Origin of the sequence: Flavobacterium sp. GSP6 (genome assembly GCF_003984855.1) — a bacterium.
GTDB lineage: Bacteria > Bacteroidota > Bacteroidia > Flavobacteriales > Flavobacteriaceae > Flavobacterium.
This window is the reverse complement of sequence record NZ_RYDO01000004.1, coordinates 1-21050: the sequence shown is the minus strand read 5'-3', so window position 1 is coordinate 21050 and position 21050 is coordinate 1. Positions and strand designations below refer to the sequence as shown.

General features: G+C 37.9%; 21 protein-coding genes. 8 read left to right on the top strand and 13 right to left on the bottom strand.

The features are described 5' to 3' along the window. Nucleotides 1-32: 32 nt before the first annotated feature. The 6 genes from EKM03_RS05950 to EKM03_RS05925 form a co-directional block, all read right to left on the bottom strand. Complete coding sequence (locus tag EKM03_RS05950; RefSeq protein ID WP_126461356.1) at nt 33-458, bottom strand: adenylyltransferase/cytidyltransferase family protein; 426 nt, start codon at nt 456-458, stop codon at nt 33-35. Between the two features lie 38 nt (nt 459-496). Then, the gene (locus tag EKM03_RS05945) at nt 497-1825 is read right to left on the bottom strand and encodes a nucleotide sugar dehydrogenase (protein WP_199741555.1); all 1329 of its coding nucleotides are present in this window, start codon (nt 1823-1825) and stop codon (nt 497-499) included. Between the two features lie 678 nt (nt 1826-2503). Continuing rightward, nucleotides 2504-3373, bottom strand: a complete 870-nt coding sequence (locus EKM03_RS05940) for an ABC transporter permease (protein ID WP_126461360.1) — start codon at nt 3371-3373, stop codon at nt 2504-2506. Between the two features lie 51 nt (nt 3374-3424). Next, a complete protein-coding gene (locus EKM03_RS05935) occupies nt 3425-3646 on the bottom strand; it encodes a hypothetical protein (RefSeq protein ID WP_126555360.1) in 222 nt (73 codons plus the stop codon). Between the two features lie 238 nt (nt 3647-3884). Beyond that, nucleotides 3885-4637: a pirin family protein gene (locus EKM03_RS05930; RefSeq protein ID WP_126461367.1), complete on the bottom strand. Its 753-nt coding sequence runs from the start codon at nt 4635-4637 to the stop codon at nt 3885-3887. A gap of 90 nt (nt 4638-4727) precedes the next feature. Next, a complete protein-coding gene (locus EKM03_RS05925) occupies nt 4728-5309 on the bottom strand; it encodes a Crp/Fnr family transcriptional regulator (RefSeq protein ID WP_126740020.1) in 582 nt (193 codons plus the stop codon). 149 nt (nt 5310-5458) lie between these two features. On the opposite strand from EKM03_RS05925, the gene udk reads away from it, so the two are divergent. The 6 genes from udk (at nt 5459) to scpA (ending at nt 10787) form a co-directional block, all read left to right on the top strand. After that, nucleotides 5459-6067: a uridine kinase gene (udk, locus tag EKM03_RS05920; RefSeq protein ID WP_126461373.1), complete on the top strand. Its 609-nt coding sequence runs from the start codon at nt 5459-5461 to the stop codon at nt 6065-6067. Between the two features lie 142 nt (nt 6068-6209). Then, the gene (locus tag EKM03_RS05915; RefSeq protein ID WP_126456033.1) at nt 6210-6530 is read left to right on the top strand and encodes a septum formation initiator family protein; all 321 of its coding nucleotides are present in this window, start codon (nt 6210-6212) and stop codon (nt 6528-6530) included. A gap of 127 nt (nt 6531-6657) precedes the next feature. Beyond that, nucleotides 6658-8022, top strand: a complete 1365-nt coding sequence (locus tag EKM03_RS05910; protein WP_126740019.1) for a methylmalonyl-CoA mutase subunit beta — start codon at nt 6658-6660, stop codon at nt 8020-8022. A gap of 72 nt (nt 8023-8094) precedes the next feature. Then, nucleotides 8095-8328 (top strand): hypothetical protein, encoded by a 234-nt coding sequence (locus EKM03_RS05905; protein WP_126461382.1) that lies wholly within the window; start codon nt 8095-8097, stop codon nt 8326-8328. Continuing rightward, on the top strand, nt 8318-8614 hold the full coding sequence (locus tag EKM03_RS05900; RefSeq protein ID WP_126461385.1) for a type II toxin-antitoxin system RelE/ParE family toxin: 297 nt from the start codon (nt 8318-8320) through the stop codon (nt 8612-8614). Before EKM03_RS05905 ends, EKM03_RS05900 begins: the two co-directional genes overlap by 11 nt. Nucleotides 8615-8648: 34 nt before the next feature. Next, a complete protein-coding gene (gene scpA / locus EKM03_RS05895) occupies nt 8649-10787 on the top strand; it encodes a methylmalonyl-CoA mutase (RefSeq protein ID WP_126461387.1) in 2139 nt (712 codons plus the stop codon). Between the two features lie 326 nt (nt 10788-11113). On the opposite strand, the gene EKM03_RS05890 is transcribed toward scpA, so the two are convergent. The 6 genes from EKM03_RS05890 to dapF form a co-directional block, all read right to left on the bottom strand. Next, nucleotides 11114-11755, bottom strand: coding sequence for a peptidoglycan-binding protein LysM (locus tag EKM03_RS05890; protein ID WP_126740018.1), 642 nt, complete (start codon nt 11753-11755; stop codon nt 11114-11116). 97 nt (nt 11756-11852) lie between these two features. After that, nucleotides 11853-12797, bottom strand: coding sequence for a DUF2279 domain-containing protein (locus EKM03_RS05885; protein WP_370273048.1), 945 nt, complete (start codon nt 12795-12797; stop codon nt 11853-11855). Then, a complete protein-coding gene (gene mltG, locus EKM03_RS05880) occupies nt 12767-13807 on the bottom strand; it encodes an endolytic transglycosylase MltG (protein WP_126740016.1) in 1041 nt (346 codons plus the stop codon). Before mltG ends, EKM03_RS05885 begins: the two co-directional genes overlap by 31 nt. A 73-nt stretch (nt 13808-13880) precedes the next feature. Next, nucleotides 13881-14414 carry a GNAT family N-acetyltransferase gene (locus EKM03_RS05875; protein WP_126456048.1) on the bottom strand — a complete coding sequence of 178 codons (534 nt, stop codon included), beginning with the start codon at nt 14412-14414 and terminating at the stop codon, nt 13881-13883. A gap of 19 nt (nt 14415-14433) precedes the next feature. Further along, nucleotides 14434-14958, bottom strand: coding sequence for an ORF6N domain-containing protein (locus EKM03_RS05870; RefSeq protein WP_126461395.1), 525 nt, complete (start codon nt 14956-14958; stop codon nt 14434-14436). A gap of 66 nt (nt 14959-15024) precedes the next feature. After that, on the bottom strand, nt 15025-15828 hold the full coding sequence (gene dapF / locus EKM03_RS05865; protein ID WP_126740015.1) for a diaminopimelate epimerase: 804 nt from the start codon (nt 15826-15828) through the stop codon (nt 15025-15027). A 225-nt stretch (nt 15829-16053) separates the two neighbouring features. Here dapF and EKM03_RS05860 point away from each other — a divergent pair, with 225 nt between their 5' ends. Further along, nucleotides 16054-17454 (top strand): trypsin-like peptidase domain-containing protein, encoded by a 1401-nt coding sequence (locus EKM03_RS05860; RefSeq protein ID WP_126740014.1) that lies wholly within the window; start codon nt 16054-16056, stop codon nt 17452-17454. Nucleotides 17455-17614: 160 nt separating this feature from the next. Continuing rightward, on the top strand, nt 17615-19063 hold the full coding sequence (locus EKM03_RS05855; RefSeq protein WP_126461404.1) for a glyceraldehyde-3-phosphate dehydrogenase: 1449 nt from the start codon (nt 17615-17617) through the stop codon (nt 19061-19063). Between the two features lie 350 nt (nt 19064-19413). Here the strand turns inward: EKM03_RS05855 and EKM03_RS05850 are convergent, their stop codons facing one another. After that, nucleotides 19414-20820, bottom strand: coding sequence for an APC family permease (locus tag EKM03_RS05850; protein WP_126456055.1), 1407 nt, complete (start codon nt 20818-20820; stop codon nt 19414-19416). Nucleotides 20821-21050 lie beyond the last annotated feature (230 nt).

Sequence of the window (21050 nt, the reverse complement as noted above, 5' to 3'; positions counted from 1 at the left end):
CACTTTTTACTTTTCACCATTCACTAAAAACACTACTTCTCTTTCATCAGTTCTTTCTCTGTGACTTCTTTTCGCAAGCTGCTACTTGAAAAGCGATGGTCTCGTATATTAAAAAAAAGCACGATCCCTTTTTCTTCACAGTAGTTTCGTCCCGTAAAATTCTTGTCTTTATATTCATCTCCTACGATGCGGACATCAATTTTGAACGCACGTAAAATATCCTCCAGATCTTGCTCTGTTGCATAAGGAACTATTTCATCTACATGCTTACAGCCTTTGAGTTGAATATAGCGTTCAACCACAGATTGGGTAGGCCTGTTTTTTTCAGGACGATCGATAGTAGGATCTGTTTGCAGTCCCGCAATTAAATAGTCACACTGTCCTTTTGCTTCCTCTAACATTTTGATATGTCCGGCATGCAACAAATCAAAAGCACTGAATGTTATCCCTATTTTCATGTTTTCTACTATTATGGTTTGAGTCCGAACGGTACTATTTACAATCTCCCATCGACTGCATCCCCTAAAACTCCTTTTACATCATACAACACACTAGTTTCTTTTTGTAACTGTGACAAATCTATCGCTAAAAAGGCAGCATGCGCCACTCCTAACACAATGGCATCAAATTTATTATTGGGCACTGTAGCGGTTGTTTCTAATTGGTATTCGTGTTGTACTTCTGATGGATTTGCCAAGGGATCATAAATGGTGATGACAATGCCATAATCCGCTAACGCAGTGATTACATCCACAATTTTGGTATTGCGCACGTCGGGACAGTTTTCTTTAAAGGTGATGCCCAGCATTAAAAGTGCCGCACCATTTATAGAAATGCCCTTTTTGATCATCAATTTTACAATTTGAGACGCTACATATTCTCCCATACTGTCATTTAGGCGTCTTCCTGCTAATATAATTTCAGGATGATATCCAAATTCTTGTGCGCGTTGTGCCAAATAATAGGGATCTACCCCAATACAATGTCCGCCCACTAATCCGGGTTTGAAAGGCAGAAAATTCCATTTGGTGCTCGCTGCTTCCAAAACGGCATGCGTGTCAATATTCATTAAATTAAATATCTTGGCCAATTCGTTTACAAACGCTATATTGATATCACGCTGTGAGTTTTCAATTACTTTGGCGGCTTCGGCTACTTTTATACAAGGAGCCAGATGTGTTCCTGCCGTAATAACAGATTGGTATAATTCATTCACTTTTATTCCGATCTCCGGCGTGGAACCAGAAGTCACTTTCAGAATTTTCTCGACCGTATGTTCTTTGTCTCCGGGATTAATTCGTTCCGGGGAATAGCCGGCAAAAAAATCAACATTGAATTTTAATCCTGAAAATTTTTCTAATACAGGCACACATTCTTCCTCAGTTACACCAGGATAAACAGTGGATTCGTAGATAACGATATCGCCTTTTTTTAAAACCTTTCCCACCGTTTCAGAGGATTTGTACAAAGGCGTTAAGTCTGGACGATTATTTTTGTCTACCGGAGTTGGCACCGTGATGATGTAATAATTGCAATCCGCAATAGCAGTGCTTTCTGAAGATACTATTAATCCGTTTGTAGCTGACGATTTTTCGACTGCGCTCTGCCTCTCGACTGCGCTCGAGTCGACAAAACTTGAGACTAATACCTTGCGTAATACTTCATCCGAAATCTCCAGTGTAGTATCCGTGCCTGATTGTAAGGATGCTACCCGAGAGGCATTGATATCAAATCCCACAACAGCATATTGAGTTGCAAATAATCGAGCCAATGGAAGTCCGACATACCCTAATCCAATTACCGCTATTTTTATACTTGAATTCATTTTTTTTTAAACAATTACAATTGAATTGTACATTTTAACCTACCGCTTCGCGACTCCAACTCACAAGAATGAGCTGAAAAAGTCATAGATAATAGAGGCAAATATAACTAGAATATGTTGCCGTTTTATTTTTTATTTCTCCTCTGAAACACAAGAAAACATAAAAAAAGACACAAATAACTAGCAATCAATACAAACCATTTGCGAAATCCATTTAAACCCAGATGAAAAATCACCTAAATCAGTGACTAAAAAAAGACGCCCTACCAAACCGACTTTAACTATACCGTACCATACTATAAATGTATCGTCTTTTTGTTTTTTGATAAGAACGGATATTTCCTTTTGAACCAGTAAGGCATTACGGTTTGTTACCCTTAAAAACTTACTTTTATTCCCGTTGCGTGTAATTATACCAAACGTCAGTTCGAGTGCAAAGCGTATCGAGAATCGTTTTTAATTATACCAAACGTCAGTTCGAGTGCGAAGCGTATCGAGAACCGTTTTTAATTTAAAATTTTCTTGTTCTCGATACGATCCCGCCCAAAAGCAGGATCACTCGAACTGACGGAAAATTATCATCAAAAATTAATTATACCCAACAGCTTAACTTTCTTACTTTTCTTACTGGCTAAAAAATCAATCCTAAAATGAACCCTTTCATCAGGACCGTGTTCTTTACACTGTATCGATAAAACTTTTTTCGGTTCTGTTAAAAATCAAAACTCCCACTAAGAACACCAGTACCGTAATCAAAAAGGTATATCCCAATCCCAAAACAGATATGTGTCCAACATCCAGCAGCATATATCGTGTCGTTTCGATCACATACGCCAAGGGATTGTAGGTTATCAGCCAGCCGTAATCCGGCAATTTTTCTTTGATTAGTGCCATTGGGTACATCACGGCGGACAAATACATCAATAATTGCACTCCAAAACCAACCAAATTACTAAAATCTCGGTATTTAGTGACTAAGGAAGAGATAAACATTCCCAGTCCCAATCCTAAAACTCCCATCATAACGATCAGTAGTGGAAAAAACAAAGTCGCTGTATTCATCCCTATGGCAGCTCCTTGGGCATAATAATAGCCGTAAAAACAAATGAATATAAAAAATTGAATTCCAAACTTCAATAAGTTGGAAACAACAATAGACAGCGGTACAATAATGCGAGGGAAATATACTTTCCCAAAGATACCTGCATTACTGCCAAAGGTATTCGAGGTACCATTGAGACAGGCCGTGAAGTAATTCCAAACGGTAATCCCGGCCAAATTAAACAAAAAAGGCGGCACGGTTCCGGTATTGATGCCCGCAACATTATTGAAAATAATAGTAAAAGTAATGGAGGTAAACAGCGGTTGTATAAGGTACCAAAGTGGCCCTAAAACCGTTTGCTTATAGACGGTCACCACATCCCTTTTTACAAAAAGCAGCAGCAAATCTCTATACTGCCACACTTCCTTCAGGTTAAGGGAGAAAAATTTATTTTTAGGTGTTATTTCAAACAGCCAAGTGGTGTTTTTTTGTTCGGAATGGTTCATTGGTTCATGCTAAAATGCTACTTTTTGTTGTTCTTTCCGTGCGAAAAAAGCTCAATTTTCTACTGCTAAACTCAATTGAATTCTTACGAAGCAAATATAAATAATTTGCATTAAGTATTGTTTAAAAAACAACTTGTTCACATAATTCTTTTTTGCTGCGTCAGAATCGTGCGGAACAGTAGCGCCACTTAAATGGTTCTCCAGAAACACTTTCTTTGCTTGCGAATCCTGCAACACACCCACGCCATTCCATGCAGGAACGGCATTTATCAATCGGATTACGGTGGTGGCAATTTATTGACCAGAAACGTTTGAAAACATCATGTGTAATTATACCAAACGTCAGTTCGAGTGCGAAGCGTATCGAGAACCGTTTTAAATTATACCAAACGTCAGTTCGAGTGCGAAGCGTATCGAGAACCGTTTTTAATTCAAAATTTTCTTGTTCTCGATACGATCCCGCCCAAAATCGGGATCACTCGAACTGACGAATATGATCATCAAAAATCAATTACAATTGCATGGGTACTTCCATCAACAGGATTTCGGCACTAGCGGAATTAGCGGTAATTTTAATAGCATTGGTATCCCAGATTCCTACTCCGTCTCGCTCGTTTAAAGCAATGTTTCCTATGGCAAAATCGCCTTTCAAAACAAAAGCGTAGATTCCGTTTCCGGTTTTTTTTAATGCATACGTGGCAGCAAAATCCTTTTCGAATTTCCCTATATGAAACCACGCATCTTGATGAATCCAAACACCTTCATCCTCAGGATTTGGGGATAGAATTTGTTGGAGTTTATTGTGACGGTCGTTTAAATCTAAAGTAACTTGATCATAACGAGGCGTTACATTTTTTTTATTTGGATAAATCCAAATCTGCAAAAATTTAACCAGCTGGTCTTTATTTTTATTGTATTCGCTGTGAAAAATTCCGGTACCGGCACTCATGGCCTGAATATCCCCTTCCTTGATTACGGTAGTATTGCCCATACTGTCATGGTGTTCTAAATCGCCTTCGAGCGGAATAGAAATGATTTCCATATTGTCATGCGGATGTTTCCCAAAACCCATCCCCTGATTGACTCTGTCATCATTGAGCACGCGCAATACGCCAAAATTCATTCGCTCCGGATTTTGATAATTCGCAAAACTAAACGTATGATAGGATTCCAGCCAACCGTGATTGGCATGACCCCGCGTGTTTCCTTTGTGCAAAACAAAATGCGTAAGTACTCCTTCTGTATTTTTATCTGTATTTTCCATTGTTCTATTCTTTAAAAATATAATGCAAAGGTGCGTCAAAAAAAAGGCAGCTGCATTGAACCAGGACAAGAAATTAAAAATTATGAGACTTTAAAGTTTTGTCATTTTGGCTCTCACTTTACTTAAAAACTCAGCCGAAATCCCTAGATAAGAAGCAATGTAATGCTGGGCAACGCGCTGCGATAGTGTGGGATAATGTTCCAGAAACTCTATGTATTTTTGGGTCGCTGTTTTAGAAATAGTATGAAACAAACGGTCTTGCGTAACGGCCAGACTGCGCTGCATCAGGATGCGGAACGCGCGTTCAAACTTTGGTGCTTTGGCAAATAATTCTTCTTTTGCTTCCGGACTGAACAGCAAAAAATCACAATCTTCCAATGTTTCGATATACACACGGCTTGGTGCATCTTCGTATATACTAAAAGAAATATCGCTCACCCACGCATTCTCGAGGGCAAATTGCAGAATAACTTCAAAACCATTGTCGTCAATATAATATTTCCGGACACAACCTTTGATGACAAAAGCTTCAAAATGACACATTTCGCCTTCCTGAAGTAAAACCGTTTTCTTAGCAACGGTTTTATATTCCAGCAAAGAATTGAAAATTTCTAATTCTTTGGGTTCAAAAGTGACATAACGACTTATGTTTTTATTAATTTGGGAATACAATAGTTTCTCGTTTAGAATTTAAAGATAGCTAAATACCCTTAAAAAATGACTCGTAAATATATTAAATTAGCAAGATTTCCTCAAAAAACAAAATCTGCTCTCGATTAAATTCCTATTTTTGTTCCAATAAAAACATAATAAAAAAATTTATGCTCATTATAGGAATTGCAGGTGGTACAGGAAGCGGAAAAACAACCGTTGTACATCAGATTATGAATGAATTACCACAGACAGAAGTTGGTATTATTTCACAAGATTCATATTACAAAGAAAATCACGGACTCTCCTTTGATGAAAGAGCATTGATCAATTTTGATCATCCCCGAGCCATTGATTTTGAATTGCTAGTGGCCCACCTCAAAGAATTAAAGGAAGGAAATAACATTCACCAACCCGTTTATTCCTTTGTAACCCACAACCGGTCTGACGATACCGTTTTTACTCATCCCAGAAAAGTGATGATTGTAGAAGGAATTTTAATCTTGGCCAATCCCGAATTAAGAGAATTATTTGATGTAAAAATATACGTTCATGCCGATTCTGACGAACGATTAATCCGACGCATGAAACGCGATATAATGGAACGTGGCCGTGATATGAATGAAGTCCTTAACAGATACCAAACCACATTAAAGCCAATGCACGAGCAGTTCATTGAACCAACCAAGGCATTTGCGGACATCATTATTCCAAATGACAAATACAACACGGTAGCCATTGATGTGGTGCGCGCAGTAATAAATCAAAAAATTCTGTGATTTAGTTGTAATTTTAACAGAATAAGTATTAGGAGCTATTTCCCGCTTTCCGTTGCAATCTTTTAGTAGGTGAATCTTCCTTCGTCAGTATCACCTACTAAAAGGATTTCCACTATAATCGGGGCTAAAAAAAATAAAAAAAATGACAAATCCATATAAAGACAAACCTTGGTTTAAATTCCTGAGCAACAAATATGTCTGGGTCCTGTTGTTCTTTTCGTCTTGGATGATTTTTCTGGACAACTATTCGTATTTTGATCATCGCATTTTAGACAAACAAATTGAAGATCTGGAAGACAATGCAGAATATTACAAAGACGAAATAAAAAAAGACAAAGAGAATATCAAACAATTAAACAATTCCGAACAAATAGAAAAATACGCCCGAGAAAAATACTATATGAAAAAAGATAGTGAAGACATTTACATCATCGAATTTGAAGGCGACACGATTCAAAAATAAAATCCCATTCCCAACCATTCCCAAAGGGAAGAGAGTGTACAATTTATAGTAATTATTAAAAACAGAACACCAAGTTTCGGTTCCCTCTCCTATGAAGAGGACTGGAGTGAGGAAAATGACTAACAAAATGGATACAAACCTTTTCGATGATTTCAACCCCATTTCCTCCAAACAATGGAAACAAAAAATCCAATTTGAACTCAATGGAGCGGATTACAATGAAACCGTAGTTTGGAATTCTCCGGAAGACATTCAGGTAAAACCTTTTTACCACAAAGAGGAGTTTACAAAAGTATTCCCCGTTTCCACAAAAGCAACAGAATTTAGAATTTGCCAAAATATATTTGTCTACGACCTTGAAAAATCAATAGAACGGGCATTAGACACATTGAATCGCGGGGCAGACAGCCTGCGCTTTACAATAGAAAACGAATCAATTAACGTTACCGATCTATTGGAAAAATTGCCTTTAGAGAACGTTACCGTTTATTTTAACCTGGGATTTATTTCAATCGATTTCGTCAAAAAAATTGATGTTTTCGCCAAGAAAAGCAACACTGTAATTTTCTGTAATCTGGATCCTATAGGACAATTAGCTAAAGATGGAAACTGGTTTACAACGAAAGAAAAAAGCAATTTTGACACCCTGAATTTGCTTTCGGCAGCAACAACATCGGTATCGCTACTTAGTATCAACGCTGCGTTGTATCAAAATGCCGGTGCCACTATCGTACAGCAAATTGCTTATAGTGTAGGACAAGCCAATGAGTATTTCAATAGAATTGACGCCATAAATACACCCATTGTTTTTGAAGTGGCCGTAGGAACAAATTACTTTTTTGAAATTGCAAAACTGCGTGCGTTGCGGTTGCTTTTTAATCTCATCGCCAAGGAATACAACCATACTTTAGCGTGCAACATCATCGTTTCGCCTACCAAACGTAACAAAACATTATACGATTACAATATAAATATGTTGCGCACCACAACTGAATGTATGAGTGCCATTATTGGAGGAGCGGATGCTATTGCCAATTTACCTTATGATGCTTTGTACCACAAAGACAACGAATTTGGCGACCGCATAGCGAGAAACCAATTGTTGATCCTCAAAAATGAAAGTTATTTTGACAAAGTCAATAATCCAGCAGACGGCAGTTATTATATCGAAAACCTAACCAATCAACTAGCGGAAAAAGCATTGGCTTTATTCAAAGACATAGAGGCAAATGGCGGTTTCCTGAAACAACTTAATGACGGAATCATCAAAAGAAAAATTCAGGAAAGTGCGGATACCGCGCAGGAACTATTTGATTCTGGGAAAGAAATTTTATTGGGAACAAACAAACATCCTAACAAACAGGATAAAATGAAACATGATTTAGAATTGTTTCCTTTTGTAAAAGTCAAACCAAGAAAAACCTTGATCACACCCATAATCGAAAAACGTCTGGCAGAAAAAACGGAACAGGAACGATTGGATCTTGAATAGTAAGCCCGACGCTGTTATTTAATTTAATACCATTGGAAAAGAGTATATTTACTTTGCTAAAAACATAAAATAATGGAACCCATAAGACAAATCGTTAAGGTGAAAAATCACAAAATAAGCATCACACTGCCGAATGATTTTAATGCTGATGAAGTTGAAGTGATTATTCTTCCAAAGTCGAATACTTTAGAAATCCCTCAATGGCAAATGGACCAAGTTAGAGAAAGAACTGAGAAATATCTTAAGAATCCATCTTCAGCTCAAGATATTGATGATTTTCTAAAAGATATTGACGGTGGGTTATAAAATTGTAATTGTAGAGGAAGCTAAACTTGATTTCAAAACAGCTTTGGATTGGTACAAAGGCATTCACCCTAAATTGGGCGATACGTTCTCCAATTCGTTCAAGGAAAGTTTAAAAATAATTAAGTCAAATCCATTACTTTTTCAAATAATATATGATAAGACCAGAGTAGCTTTAATTGAAAATTTTCCATACTTAATTCATTTCAACAGCTACGAGAACACAATTGTCATTACAGCTATTTTTCATACTTCAAGAAATACTGAAATATGGACTGAAAGGAATTAAAATTTCAAAAAACTATAATCTTTGTACTAAACAAATGAAAAGAAAAGATTTACAACACATACAATTAAAAAGTACAGCGCTAAAAGTCGGGCATGAAAATGCTGTGGCTGATGCATTTCTAACTGCAGAAGGAATAGAAGTAAAACCTACGTATTCAGAACAAGATATTAAGAATCTTACTCATCTTGATTTTGGGGCTGGTTTTGCTCCCAATTTACGCGGCCCATACACCACAATGTACGTCCGCCGACCATGGACGGTGCGTCAATATGCCGGATTTTCAACTGCCGAAGAAAGCAATGCTTTTTACAGGAGGAATCTGGCTGCGGGTCAAAAAGGACTATCCATTGCTTTTGATTTACCCACACACCGCGGCTATGATTCCGATCATGAGCGCGTAGTGGGCGATGTGGGGAAAGCAGGAGTTGCCATTGACTCCGTGGAAGACATGAAAGTATTATTTGACCAAATTCCGCTTAATGAAATGTCCGTTTCTATGACAATGAATGGCGCTGTTTTACCTATTATGGCTTTCTATATTGTCGCCGCCGAAGAACAAGGCGTAGCACCCGAGTTGCTTTCCGGTACGATACAAAATGACATTCTCAAAGAGTTTATGGTCCGTAATACCTATATTTATCCGCCAACGCCTTCGATGAAAATCATTGCTGATATTTTTGAATTTACCAGCAAAAAAATGCCCAAATTCAACTCGATTTCCATTTCTGGCTACCACATGCAAGAAGCGGGAGCCACGGCTGATATTGAACTGGCGTACACGCTGGCCGATGGATTGGAATACATCAGAACTGGATTAGCAACCGGAATGAAAATTGATGAATTCGCCCCACGACTGTCCTTTTTCTGGGCGATTGGAATGAACCATTTTATGGAAATTGCCAAAATGCGCGCAGGAAGAATGATCTGGGCAAAATTAGTAAAGCAATTTGAACCAAAAGACGATAAATCATTAGCGTTACGAACCCATTGTCAAACTTCGGGATGGAGTTTAACCGAGCAAGATCCCTTTAACAATGTGGCAAGAACCTGTATTGAAGCAGCAGCAGCAGCTTTTGGAGGCACACAATCTTTGCATACCAACGCCTTAGATGAAGCAATTGCGTTACCAACAGATTTCTCGGCCAGAATTGCCAGAAACACGCAACTTTATTTACAAGACGAAACTAAAATTACTAAAACGGTTGATCCTTGGGCAGGCAGTTATTATGTAGAAAGTCTGACAAATGAAATTGCTGAAAGTGCCTGGAAACTCATTCAAGAGGTAGAAGAACTGGGCGGTATGACCAAAGCTATTGAATCCGGAATTCCGAAACTTAGAATCGAGGAAGCAGCAGCCAGAAAACAAGCGAGAATAGACAGCGGGCAGGATATTATTGTGGGCGTTAACAAATATAGATTAGAAAAAGAAGACCCTTTACAGATTTTGGATGTGGACAATCAAATGGTCCGCAAGCAACAATTGGAACAATTAGACCGAATCAAAGCGACCAGAGCTACTGAAAAAGTGCAGGAATCGCTGAAAAAATTAATCCTTTGTGCGCAAACTGGTGAAGGAAATTTACTGGAAATAGCGGTTGAAGCCGCTCGAAACAGAACTACGCTGGGTGAAATCAGCGATGCGCTGGAAACAGTTTTTGGAAGATACAAAGCACAAATTAAATCCTTTAGCGGTGTGTATAGCAAAGAAATAAAAGACGACAAAAGCTTTGAAAAAGCAAAACAACTGGCAGATGAATTTGCAAAAAAAGAAGGACGTCGCCCTAGAATCATGATTGCCAAAATGGGACAAGACGGGCACGATCGTGGCGCTAAAGTGGTGGCTACCGGGTATGCTGATGTTGGTTTTGATGTTGACATTGGCCCCCTTTTTCAAACACCAGCTGAAGCGGCCAAACAAGCGATAGAGAATGATGTGCACATCCTGGGAGTTTCCTCACTGGCGGCAGGACACAAAACGCTGGTACCACAAGTTATTGCAGAACTTAAAAAATACGATCGAGAAGATATTATGGTCGTGGTAGGTGGCGTAATTCCGGCACAAGATTATCAGTTTCTATTTGATGCCGGTGCGGTTGCCGTTTTTGGCCCTGGCACAAAAATCAGTGAAGCGGCTATTAAGATATTAGACATTTTAATGGACAGTTTCGACTAAAACTACAGCCTATTATTTTGACTCAAAATTTAAGAACATCAATCGAAAGGTTGGTGTTTTTTGTTTTAAATCAGATGCCTACCCGCTAAACGGACTACGTTTATAAAACGGAACAAAAAACACTTATTATTTTGATTCTTTTAAGCATTGCAATCGTATCAAATGTTCAAGAAACGGAGAAAGCAAAAATCAAAAATAGAAGGAAACCATCAATTTAGTGGTGCGTCCCAATAGAGAAATCCTTAAGGCTAAATAATTCGACTATGGGATAAAAGAAAAGAGGCCGTCAAATAATGACAGCCTCTTTTTTTAAGATAAAAAAGGAATTAAATGTTTTTTGCCTTTGCATTATTATCCGCAATAATACACGAAGTATCATACCCGCCAAACATTTTCATATAGCTTTTTATAGAGCTACCATATGCGTCTCTAAAATTTCGTTTTCCTTTATTTTTAAAATATTTTTTTACAGAACCCGCTCCGCCAAGGTGAGCTGCCGCTAATATCCCGGATTCGGTAACGAATATTCCGTTTAATATAGTGCCTTCGTATTTTTCAATTTCTCTTTTCAGCTCCCATTTGTTTTTCGCCAGTAGCGCTAGAAATGCTTTTTCCTGTAATTCAGGACTATTCAAAAAGGCAGACCGATTATAGACTCCAACCGAATTAAGTGTCTCAATACCAAACTGATATTTCCCCATATACCCGAGGGAGTTCACTTTTTTGTATTTACTTTCGGATTCTCTATATCCAATAGCTTCTTTAAAACCGATAAAGAAATTTCCGGTAAAAGGAATGTTTAATTTGGTGTATTCATTTTGTTCTTCAGAAGGAAATAAGTAGTGTGCTCCCTCATCTTCATTAATAAGAAACCAAGGACTGGTTTCTAGGTTAAACGGTTTAAAACCTGAGCTTAAAAAAACTGTAATCACAGTCAGACCTGTGTAAAAAGACCACTTCTTAATCATAAATTGTTTTTCTTCAAAACGCTGTCCCGTTAAGAAATTTCTATGCGCAAAGATACAACAAAAATAACAAGTCTGATAATCAAGTATTTAAACTTTTCTAAAAATAAATTAAGTGGTATTTTATATCGTTAAAACGCACGAATTCAATTGTAGGTGCCGGAATTTTAACCGTGTTCAGAACGGAAAAAACAGTCTTTAAAAAATGGGACTGCGTCTTTATTTTCGTCAGATCAACATCAATACTCAAATAAAACTGTCGGAATCTTTGTGGATTTGTGGTTGAAAAAGCGTTATTATCGCTATTTCCGGTCAGCATTCCTTCGGCTCCGTAACCCAAAGCTACATTTAGCCATTTTGGAATCCTGGAGCGTTTTGCAAAAGAGTGCAAATTAACAGAAAGCCAATAGGTTTGTCCATTATAGTCTTTTAGAATTTGCTCTGTAAAAGAACTGCCCAAAACTTCCGGTCTGTAATTGGCATATTGGGTGGTATGAAAAGAGAATTTAGGGGTAATACGCTGTTCATTCCAGATTAATTCCTGAGAAACGTATAAAGCTGTCCCGGAAGCATTGGCAATTATATCGCCATAGGAGGCACCCCACGCAGCAGAATATCCATCCAGAACCTCAACGGCGGTAAGAAATGCAAAGCCCAATCCGGCTCCGTATAGTAGCTGATTTTTTTTAGAAGCCCCACTCCACTGCAGCATTTGGGCACCAAGACGTCCCAGATGATACGAAGAAAATACATGCCCAGATTTGTCCATCTGCAGCCAATCAGTATTGTCATTTATAAAATGAAAATCAGATTTGGGATAATCAGCGTACCAAAGTTGGTTTAAACCGATCAGCGTTCCTGCGGTCAAAGCACCTTCAGCAACAAACACCCCTTTTTGCTTTTTCCTATTCAAAGAATCGGAGGGTTTAAAAAAAGATTCCGCACGCTCTTGGGCAAATACAATTTGGAAACCCACTAAAAATAAAAATAAAATCCCTTTTTTTAATCCCAAAACTATCTTTTTACGCCTTGGCTGTTGATCCAATCCGAATATTTTTTGGCATTTTTATTATGTTCCTCTAATGTGGCAGCAAACTCATGGTATCCAAAACGTTCCACGCTGGCACAAAAATAAATAAACTTGTTTTTCTCAGGATCCAAAACCGCTTCCATGGCTGTAATATCAGGCATAGCGATAGGTCCAGGAGGCAGTCCTACGTTCATATAGGTATTATACGGATGTGCCATTGTCAAATCTTTGTAGAAAACCCTTTTGATAACCTGATCAAAATCGTTTGCTTTCTTCTTTATCGCAAATATTACCGTTGGATCTGCCTGCAATGGCATTCCCGTTCGCAACCGATTGAGATACACGCCGGCTATTCTTGGTCTCTCGTCTTTTTTTACGGATTCTTTGTGAACAATTGAAGCCAGAATAGTCGCTTCGATGGGTGTGAGTCCCTGTTTTTGCGCTTTGGCAACTCTTTCCTTGTTCCAAAAATTACGGTATTCCTTAATCATTTTATCACGGAACTTTTCAGCGGTAGTGTTCCAATAAATCTCGTATGTATTTGGAATAAACAGTACCAAAACAGTCTCTTCATTGAACCCGTTTTCTTTCAAGAAAATAGAATCTTTGAAGGAAGTCAGTAATGACAAGCTATCCGCTTCAATTTGTGAACCTACACGCCCGGCTAAATTCTCAATACGTTCCTGATTATTAAAAGCCAACTTTACTGCTGAATTAAGACGCAATGTTTTTACCAGTTCATAACTGTTCATTCCCTTTTTGAATAAAAAACGCCCCGGAATTACATTATCAGAATAGCCTCGTTTATTGGCCACCATCTCAAAACGATCCAAGTTTTCGACATACGGAGCAATTATTTTTTTGACCTCTTCGTAATTGGAATCCGTTGGCACGTATACGTACACTTCGTTCTCTGAGAATTTGGTGTTAGAAGAAAAAATTTGGCGCAAAATAACCAATCCGTATAGCATCAGTATTCCTATTAAAACAACAGCGGTAATGGTAATAATTTTCTTTAATTTCATATATGGTATTTTTATTGGAAAAGTAGTATTTTTAACTTTAGTTTGAAATTATGATGAATTAAAACTACATTTTTTAAAATTTAGTATTGATCAATTGAAAAACAGCTTCGTCTTTATAAATACCATTTACAAAAGTCCACTCCTTTTTGACGCCTGTCATTTTGAATCCAAATTTAGTAAAAAGTGCTTTACTAGCTTCATTTTCGGTTCCAATATTTGCATATAACTGGTGTAAATTTAGATTATAAAAAGCATATTCAATTAATAATTCCAAAGCTTCCGAACCAATATTCTGTTTTCGATTTTTGCTTTTTTGAATGACAATACCTACTCCCGCCCTGTTATTCTTTGGATCAAAATCAAATAAATCGATCAAACCTAGGGCCGGGAAATCCTGATCCTGACAAATAGCCAATCGCAATTGCTTGGCTTCATAAATATCCTGATGAGCATTTTCTAAATATTGCTTGACTAAAAACCGGCTGAATGGCGTATGCGTATTGCTGACTTCCCAAATGCTCTGGTCGTTTTCTATGGCATATACAAACTCCAGATCATTGGGCTCTAATGCCCGAATGTAGATATTGTCTCCTTTTAATGTTTTCATTTTAAAATTAAGATTTTACTTAATTATTTTTATACCCTATTTTTTTTCTAGGTTCGGTATTATCTTTTTTGTCAATTAGTTCATCAAGATAATTAAACACAAGTTCTATATTTTTAGTGTGATTGGAGAGTTTCTTTTTAATTTCTTCAATTTCTAATTTCATACTCATAGTATCGGTAAGCATCGCTCTTATTTTTGTGAAAACACGTATAATTTGAATATTTACTTTTATAGCAGTAGTGCTGTTAAGTACACTTGACAACATTGCGACACCTTGTTCTGTGAATGCCATAGGCATATACCTTGTTCCTCCCCAACTTGAGGTGCCAATTTGGCTCCTCAAATTATCGAATTCTAACTGATTAAGTTCAAACATAAAATCTTCTGGAAAGCGTTCTATGTTCCTACGAACCTGCCGCTTGAGTTGTTTGTTTTCTACCGCATAAAGTTCCGACAAATCTTTATCTAACATAACTTTTTGATCTCTTATCAAATAAATTTTACTGCTGATAATATCATCCGGAATCATAATTGCTTTAACCATATTTTCTACTTTGTTCGTGAAAATTATTTTTTAACTGAATAAAAATTAAATCCTTTAGCTTCCTAATTAAATAATAATTGTTCCTTTAAATACAAATTCAGCTGGCCCTTTAAGGAAGACTTTGGAAAATTGTCCTTCCTTTTTTTCGAAAGAAACGACTAATTTTCCACCTTCTACATTTAAATCGATCGAAGTAGCATTTGTTTTTCCAATAACGTTCATTGCAATTGCTACTGCTGTTGCGCCTGTTCCGCAAGAAAGTGTTTCATCCTCTACGCCTCTTTCATACGTTCGCATAGAGAAAGTGGCCTGGTCAATTTGTTTGACAAAATTGATGTTACTTCCTGCTTTCCCGTACAAATCTCCGTATCGAATAGCAGCTCCGTTTTCCTTGATATTGTAATTTTCCAGATCGTCTACCAGTTGTACATGATGCGGCGATCCCGTATTTAGAAACACATGATCTGTACTGACTTTTACGGCATCAACATCAATCATTTGTAATGATACCAATCCGTCATCGTCAATTGTGGCGTGATGCAAACCATCTGTGGCTATGAAAGTAGCTTTATTCTCAATTACCTGCAGCTTTTTGGCGAAAGCCACTAAACAGCGTCCACCATTGCCACACATGGAACTTTGGTTTCCATCGGAATTGTAATAAACCATTTTGAAATCGGTGGTCGTTGCGAGATTCGAAGCAATCGTGTCGTTTTCCAATAAAATAAGACCATCACCACCTATTCCAAAACGTCTGTCGCACAAGTGCGCAATGTGTTGTGTATTCTCTTTTGGGAAAAAATTCGAACGATTATCAATCAGGACAAAATCATTTCCTGTTCCTTGGTATTTATAAAATTGTAGTTGCATTTTAATTTCTATTGTGTGCTACAAAAGTACGAACTATTAATGAAATGTTAATCATTGTTAAAGAGCGTTAAACTGTATTTTAGGAAGCTATTTTATTTTTAATTTTACAAGTAAATATCTTAATAAACGAATTTAATTATGAAATCGCCATGACAGAAGCTGTCGCAAACACCAATGAAGATCTGGCGATACCATATTCCTATAAAAAACAAATATTATCTACATATGAAAAAAATTTCAACTCTTTTTTTGGTTTCGTTGTTGAGTGGGGGAGTCACACTTGGCGCTTACAAATTATTATTTGACACCAATGGGTATTTTTCCAGTGAAAAAAATGCCTTGGTAACAGCTGCATCTGATTCGTATGAAACGAAAGTAGGACTGTCTCCCGAGATTCTTGATTTTACCGAGGCTGCAGAAAAAACAATTCATACGGTGGTACACGTAAAAAACGTCTCCCGCAGAACGATTACCAATCCCATTTTAGAATATTTTTATGGGTATAAAGGCGGACAATCCCAGGAACAAGTAGGAACGGGTTCCGGAGTAATCATTTCTGAGGACGGTTATATAGTGACCAATAATCACGTCATCAAAGGCGCATCAGAAATTGAAATTACCTTAAACAACAAAAAATCATACATGGCAAAACTTATTGGAACCGACTCTAAAATGGATATTGCTTTATTGAAAATTGATGCGAATGAAAAATTACCGTATACTGTTTTTGCCAATTCTGATTCGGTGAAAGTGGGTGAATGGGTTTTGGCTGTCGGAAATCCGTATAATTTAACCTCTACGGTAACAGCCGGAATTGTTTCGGCGAAAGCCAGAGATTTAGGCACCAGCGGAATTCAGTCTTTCATACAAACAGATGCTGCGGTAAACCCCGGAAATAGTGGTGGTGCCTTAGTGAACACGCGTGGTGAACTGATCGGAATCAACACGATGATTTCCTCCATGACCGGTTCTTATGTAGGCTATTCGTTTGCAGTTCCTTCGAATATTGCCCGAAAAATCATTGAGGATCTCATGGAATACGGGAATGTACAACGCGGAATTCTTGGTGTTGAAGGAGGCGAACTAAATAGCGTGACTTCTAAAGAACTGGGAATCAATCAAACACAAGGCTTTTACATTAATAAAGTCACCAAAAATTCTGGTGCTGAAAAATCAGGACTTGAAAAAGGAGATGTCATCATCAAATTAGACGAATTAAATGTGGCTACTTTTGCGGATCTTTCCGGATACATCAATACGAAAAGACCCAATGACAAAATACAGGTTACCTATATCAGAGATGGAAAAACAAGAGTAGCTCCTGTAGTGCTTAGCAAAAATGAATTTTTCAGCGCCGAGTTTAAAGGCATCGAATTAGAAAATATTGAGGCTGCTGACAAGCAGAAATTCAAAATCGATTATGGCGTGCGAATCAAATCCATAAGCAGTCAAAATCTGAAGCAATACGAAGACGAGCTGGTGGGAAATATTATCTTGAGTATTGACAATGTCAAAGCTACGGATGTTGCAACGGTATCCCAACTTTTAAGTAAAAAAGAGGAAAACCAAACCATACGCATCGAAATGATTACTAAAAAGGGAGAAGTCATGCGTGTAATTCTCTAGCGCATTCCTGTTTTAAAAAAACCAAAGCCATCTTGATATTTCAAGGTGGCTTTTTTATTTTTAAAATAAATCCAAAAATAGCTTACGAAATCGATTGAAATGGGTATTTTTGCGCCAAATTTTAAAAAATACAATCCTTTATTTTCATTAAATTTTCAACATGGCAACTACAACTTTATACGAAAAGGAAGTTTCTTTTCAAGCCGACAGGCGACGTGCAGGAGTAAAACTGATTAAAATTATCAGCGATTTATGGTATGATAAATCCATTGAGATGGTTTTATTTAGAAACCCGCTAATCGACAGGAATGTTAGTGATATTATCAACCTGCATGAATATGCGGCTGAATTTGTAGGCAAACCCATTTCAGTATTTGATTCGGTTAAAATTGCAAAAGCGATTTTAGAATTGAATTTACCGCCTGCAAAATTAGACATTGGAAAACTGACGTACGAATATGGTTTAGAAGAAGATACATATCCTGACGCCAAGTATTTTGTCATTGACAAATTAAAAAATGCCAAAAACTCAGAGGAGATTCAACCAAAAGATGTGGTGCTGTATGGTTTTGGTCGCATTGGTCGTTTATTAGCCAGAGAATTAATGTCGAAAACCGGAAAAGGAAGTCAATTGCGATTGCGTGCCATCGTAACACGCGATAAAAATGATGCTAATTCTCTTGAAAAAAGAGCTTCTTTATTGCGTTACGATTCGATTCATGGTGATTTTCAAGGCTCCGTAACGGCTGATCCTGAAAATAATGCTTTGATTATCAACGGAACCACTGTACACATTATTACGGCAAACGGACCTGAAGAAATTGATTATACGCTTTTTGGAATCGATAATGCATTGGTTATTGACAACACGGGTGCTTTTACCACGCACGAAGCACTAAGCCGCCATTTGGTTTCCAAAGGTGTGGAAAAAGTATTACTTACCGCTCCAGGAAAAGGAGTTCCTAATATTGTTCATGGCGTAAACCACAACGAATACAACCCGGATGAAATCAATATCTTTTCGGCGGCATCGTGCACTACGAACGCTATCACGCCAATCTTGAAAGCTGTTGAGGATACTTTGGGCGTTGTCAAAGGACATCTGGAGACCATCCATGCGTACACAAACGACCAGAATCTTGTGGACAACATGCACAAAAAATACCGTCGTGGAAGAGCCGCCGCTTTGAATATGGTGATTACCGAAACGGGGGCCGGAAGTGCTGTTGCAAAAGCATTGCCTTCATTAGAGGGAAAATTAACGTCGAATGCCATTCGGGTACCGGTTCCTAATGGCTCTTTGGTCGTCTTGAATCTGGAAGTATCCAGAGAAACATCGCTGTTAGAAATCAATGCTATCATGAAAAAATATGCATTGGAAGGCGAATTAGTCGAGCAAATCAAATATTCGATGAATAACGAATTGGTTTCATCGGATATCGTCGGCACATCGCAGCCTGCCATTTATGACAGCAACGCCACCATTGTTTCAAAAGACGGAAAAAATATTGTGTTGTACATTTGGTACGACAACGAATACGGCTACAGCCATCAAGTTATTAGATTGGCTAAATACATTGCCAAAGTAAGGCGTTTTACGTATTACTAGCCTGCCGTTTACAGGTTGTGGATTTGCGATTGTAATTTTTTTTTAGTTTTAGTTTTAGTCCCCTTAGTTTTAAATTTGGAACAACCGCAACCCAGCCTGAATTCAATAGAAAATCCGTCCCGTTAGGAAAAACGAGACGGATTTTTTTATTTAAGTTTTTTTTTATTGTCCCGAATTGAAACGCAGATGACGTAGGATTATTGTTAAGTAAGAATTAGCACGCAGATCACGCGGATTAAGCAGATTTTCACTGATTTTAAAATAGTCAAACTTAAAATCAATATATCATTCCTCCTACCAGGCACTAAAAACCACTTACTATTCACTTTTCGCTTTTCACTAAAAAGATACTACTCCTTCGCTTTTGTCAAATAATACACCGGAATACCAATCAGCATAATCAAAACACCCCAACCGCTTGTACTGGTTTTGGTATACAACAAGGCGATACAAATTGCTGTCGCGATAATTAAATACAGTGCCGGTAAAAATGGATATCCAAAAGCTTTATACGGTCTTTCGGCATCTGGCATTTTCTTGCGCAGAATAAATATTCCGAGAATAGTCAGAATATAAAATATCAAAACGATGATGACCACAAAATCCAATAAATCCCCATATTTTCCTGTCAAACACAACGCCGAAGCCCAGATACACTGCGCCCAGATAGACCAAGCCGGAACGCTGGCATGATTCAATTCAGCAGCTTTCTTGAAGAAAACACCATCTTGCGCCATCGTATAATACACTCTGGCACCGGCCATAATCAATCCGTTGTTACAGGCAAAAGTCGAAATCATAATCATCACCGCGATTATTAATGTTCCCACCGAACCAAAAATACGTTGCGAAGCCACAACAGCCACACGATCTGATTCGGCCGTAGCAATTTCATACAAAGGCACAACAGCCAAGTACATCAAGTTAGCCAAAATATAAATCACACTCACGATTAAGGTTCCTAAAAACAAACTCAATCCCACGTTGCGTTTTGGATTTTTTATTTCTCCAGCTATAAAAGTTACTCCTTCCCAAGCCACACTAGAGAACATTGAACCTACTAGTGCTGCCGAAATTCCTGATATCAACGCCGTTCCGCTAATAGGCAACCACGAACCCGTTTCCACATTCAGGGCTTGTGACGTCCAGACATTGTTCCAGTTCGCGTCCCAAACTTCTGCTTTGGCAGCCATAAAACCAAAAATAATCAAACCTGCCAACGACAGAATTTTGATAACCGTCAGAACCGTCTGTAAAATCTTAGAGTTTTTTACCCCACGGCTGTTGATGTAACTCAACAAAATTATCGTGAAAATAGACACAATCTGAGCCGCATTGAGTTTAAAATCCCCTATCTCATATAAAATATTCTTATCACTTAAAGGCGCGTATAAATAGGCGGCAAATTTGGCAAAAGCCACACCCACGGCAGCAATGGTACCGGTTTGTATCACCGCAAAGAAACTCCAACCGTACAAAAAACCCACGAGTTTCCCGTAGGCTTCCTTGATGTACACATACTGCCCGCCCGCTTTAGGAAACATCGCGCTCAACTCACCATAACTCACGGCAGCAATCACGGTAATCGTTCCTGTAAGCACCCACATGGCAATCAACCAACCCGCAGAACCCAGCTGTCGCACCATATCCGAGCTCACAATAAATATCCCGGAACCTATCATAGAACCCACCACAAGCATGGTTCCGTCGAGTAATCCTAATTCTCTTTTAAAATCGTCTGGTTTATGGTCTTCCATGTTTTTTTGGGTTTTGGGTTTTGGGTTTTGGGTTTTTAATTGGCTAAAGATATACTTTTTTTGGAAATTTCATAAAAAGGACAGAGAAAGTGACAACAAAGTGAATCGTGAAAAGTGAGTGGTGAGTGGTCAAGATTGAAGTTGTTCCTTTGGGCGTGACCCCAATGTCATTAAGTTAAGGTTTTATTGTTTTGATTTACAGCTATTTATTGTATTTAAAATTAGGTTTT

Bases quoted from the DNA above. Each gene is read 5' to 3' on its own strand.
- EKM03_RS05950 (WP_126461356.1), bottom strand. From the start codon at position 458: ATGAAAATAGGGATAACATTCAGTGCTTTTGATTTGTTGCATGCCGGA.
- EKM03_RS05945 (WP_199741555.1), bottom strand. From the start codon at position 1,825: ATGAATTCAAGTATAAAAATAGCGGTAATTGGATTAGGGTATGTCGGA.
- EKM03_RS05940 (WP_126461360.1), bottom strand. From the start codon at position 3,373: ATGAACCATTCCGAACAAAAAAACACCACTTGGCTGTTTGAAATAACA.
- EKM03_RS05930 (WP_126461367.1), bottom strand. From the start codon at position 4,637: ATGGAAAATACAGATAAAAATACAGAAGGAGTACTTACGCATTTTGTT.
- udk (WP_126461373.1), top strand. From the start codon at position 5,459: ATGCTCATTATAGGAATTGCAGGTGGTACAGGAAGCGGAAAAACAACC.
- EKM03_RS05915 (WP_126456033.1), top strand. From the start codon at position 6,210: ATGACAAATCCATATAAAGACAAACCTTGGTTTAAATTCCTGAGCAAC.
- EKM03_RS05910 (WP_126740019.1), top strand. From the start codon at position 6,658: ATGGATACAAACCTTTTCGATGATTTCAACCCCATTTCCTCCAAACAA.
- EKM03_RS05905 (WP_126461382.1), top strand. From the start codon at position 8,095: ATGGAACCCATAAGACAAATCGTTAAGGTGAAAAATCACAAAATAAGC.
- scpA (WP_126461387.1), top strand. From the start codon at position 8,649: ATGAAAAGAAAAGATTTACAACACATACAATTAAAAAGTACAGCGCTA.
- EKM03_RS05890 (WP_126740018.1), bottom strand. From the start codon at position 11,755: ATGATTAAGAAGTGGTCTTTTTACACAGGTCTGACTGTGATTACAGTT.
- mltG (WP_126740016.1), bottom strand. From the start codon at position 13,807: ATGAAATTAAAGAAAATTATTACCATTACCGCTGTTGTTTTAATAGGA.
- EKM03_RS05875 (WP_126456048.1), bottom strand. From the start codon at position 14,414: ATGAAAACATTAAAAGGAGACAATATCTACATTCGGGCATTAGAGCCC.
- EKM03_RS05870 (WP_126461395.1), bottom strand. From the start codon at position 14,958: ATGGTTAAAGCAATTATGATTCCGGATGATATTATCAGCAGTAAAATT.
- dapF (WP_126740015.1), bottom strand. From the start codon at position 15,828: ATGCAACTACAATTTTATAAATACCAAGGAACAGGAAATGATTTTGTC.
- EKM03_RS05860 (WP_126740014.1), top strand. From the start codon at position 16,054: ATGAAAAAAATTTCAACTCTTTTTTTGGTTTCGTTGTTGAGTGGGGGA.
- EKM03_RS05855 (WP_126461404.1), top strand. From the start codon at position 17,615: ATGGCAACTACAACTTTATACGAAAAGGAAGTTTCTTTTCAAGCCGAC.
- EKM03_RS05850 (WP_126456055.1), bottom strand. From the start codon at position 20,820: ATGGAAGACCATAAACCAGACGATTTTAAAAGAGAATTAGGATTACTC.